The organism is Mesorhizobium sp. M7A.F.Ca.ET.027.03.2.1 (assembly GCF_003999175.1).
Taxonomy (GTDB): Bacteria; Pseudomonadota; Alphaproteobacteria; order Rhizobiales; family Rhizobiaceae; genus Mesorhizobium.
In genome coordinates, this window is record NZ_RZOM01001035.1 from 1 (window position 1) to 2,210 (window position 2,210).

The following is a 2,210-nucleotide window of genomic DNA, read 5'->3' on the forward strand; positions in this document are numbered from 1 at the left end:
AAACGGCCGATCGCCATGTTCGTCGACCGCTCCGACCAGGCCTCGATCGAGGCCTGGTCGGAGCGGTCGACGAACATGGCGATCGGCCGTTTCACGGCGCGCGACAGCTGGAACATGTTTTCCAGCATGTCCCGGTTCGGATTCTCGAGATCGATGACGATGACGTCGGGCTCGACCTCGGCGATCCGCCGCGCAATGCCGGTCACGTCATGAATGACGGTGACTCGCTCATGGCCGGCCTCGCGCAACCCCGCCTCGATGATCGCGGCGCGGATGCGGTTTTCATCGATCACCAGGACGGCGAGTGCGGTTCGAACCATGCCTGCATTGTGACCAAGCGAAGGAATTGTGCAATGCAGTATGGTTGAACAACCCAATATTCGCTGACCGCGCCGCAGGCGCCTAATCCACCGCCAGCGCCGTGACCTCGCGGCGGAAGGGCAGTGCGTCGCCGATATCGGCTTCATCCAGCTCGCGCGCAAAGCGGTGGCCGGCATAGGTTGCCCAGGCGATCGGACCCGGCGCTTCGGCGTCGCCGATGACCTTGATCGAGCGGATGCCGCTATCGGCCCATTCGTCCCGCCGCGCCTTCAACTCGCGCCAGACGCCGTCGTCCTGTTGGCGCGACGTCACCAGCACCACGGCGTCCGCGGCAATGTCGCTTCGGGCGCCCGTATAGGCGCACGCAGTGACAACCCCACCCGCCACGATGCGGGTCACGGTCCGGTTCAGCACGATATCGACGCCGAGTTCGGCCAGCCGGCGGTGGATGGCGCCCTGCTCCAGCGTGTTGCGGGTCCAGTCGGACACATAGGCCGACGGTGTCACCAGCGTCACCCTCGCGCCCTGGCGCGCCATCAGCTCGGCCAGAACGCCGCCCATGTAATAGTGATCGTCGTCGAACAGCACGACAGTTCCGGTCGGCACATTGCCGCCCATCAAATCGTCCGGCGTGTAGACCGGCATGGCCCGGTCCGCCGGCATCGGCACGACATGCGCGCGCGCCACGCCATCGCGGCGCCATGTCGAGCCGGTGGCGATGGCAATGTTCTGGAAGCCGAAGGCGAGGATTTCCTCGGCCGACAGCCGGCTTTCGAAATAGACGTCGACATTGGACATCTGGCTGATCTGGTACTGGCGGTAGTCGCGCACACGCCCCCATGCCGAGAGACCAGGCAAGCGGCACTCGCGCGCCACGCGGCCGCCGAGTTCGGTTCCGGCTTCGGCGATGGCCACCTGGTAGCCGCGCAGGCCGAGTGCCCTGGCGGCTTCCAGCCCGGCGGGGCCGGCTCCGACGATCAGCACGCTGTCGCTGTCGCCCTTGGCCTGCATGCGTTCGGGATGCCAACCCTTGCGCCACTCCTCCATGAAGGTCGGGTTCTGCGTGCAGCGCGAGATCGACATGGTCATGTCGCCGGTGATGCAGATGTTGCAGCCGATGCATTCGCGAATGTCCTCGATCCGCCCCTCTTCCACCTTCTTCGGCAGGAAGGGATCAGCGATCGACGGCCGCGCGCAGCCAATGAAGTCCAGCGTGCCGGACTTGATCATCTTCACCATCACATCCGGCGAGGTGAAGCGGCCGACACCGACGACCGGCTTGGAGGTCAGCGTCTTGATTCCGGACACCAGGCTCTCCTGCGCGCCCTCCTCCTTGAACCGCGACGGCCCCGAGCAGTCCTCCCAGGCGCCATGCGCCAGGTCCCAGAGGTCGGGCAGATCGGCATGCATCTCGATCATGTCGCGCACTTCGGAATTGGCAAAGCCGAGCTCGCCGATCATCTCGTCCAGCGACAGCCGCAGCGTCAGGCCGCACGTGTCGCCGATGGCGTCCCTGCCCTCTTCGATCAGCTCACGCATCAACCGCGAGCGGTTCTCCAGCGAGCCCCCATATTCGTCGCTGCGCTGGTTGGTGGCGGTGGACAGGAAGTGCTGGATGATGCCGAAGCCATGCGCGCCGTAGAGGCAGACCAGATCGAAGCCCGCCAGCCTGGCCCGTTTGAAGGCATTGCGGTGCCAGCGGCGCAGGTCGCGTATATCCTGCTTGTCCATGGCGCGCGCTTGGACCGGATCGTTGGTGAAGGTTCGGATCGGCAGGGCCGAGGGTCCGCGCGGTACCTCCTTGGTGTAGAGGTTGGGACCGTTGATGCCCGAATAGGCCAGCTGGATGCCGGCCAGCGCGCCATGCTGGTGCATGGCCTCTGCCATCT

At 65.6% G+C, this 2,210-nt stretch carries 1 protein-coding gene and 1 pseudogene; both read right to left on the reverse strand.

The genetic code is table 11. The annotated features are described in order from the left end of the window. Positions 1–320, reverse strand: a pseudogene (locus EN750_RS30745) (response regulator); the annotation flags it as partial. A gap of 82 nt (positions 321–402) precedes the next feature. After that, positions 403–2,210, reverse strand: a 1,808-nt coding sequence (locus EN750_RS30750; protein ID WP_127398974.1) for an NAD(P)-binding protein, incomplete at its 5' end; no start/stop codon positions are given.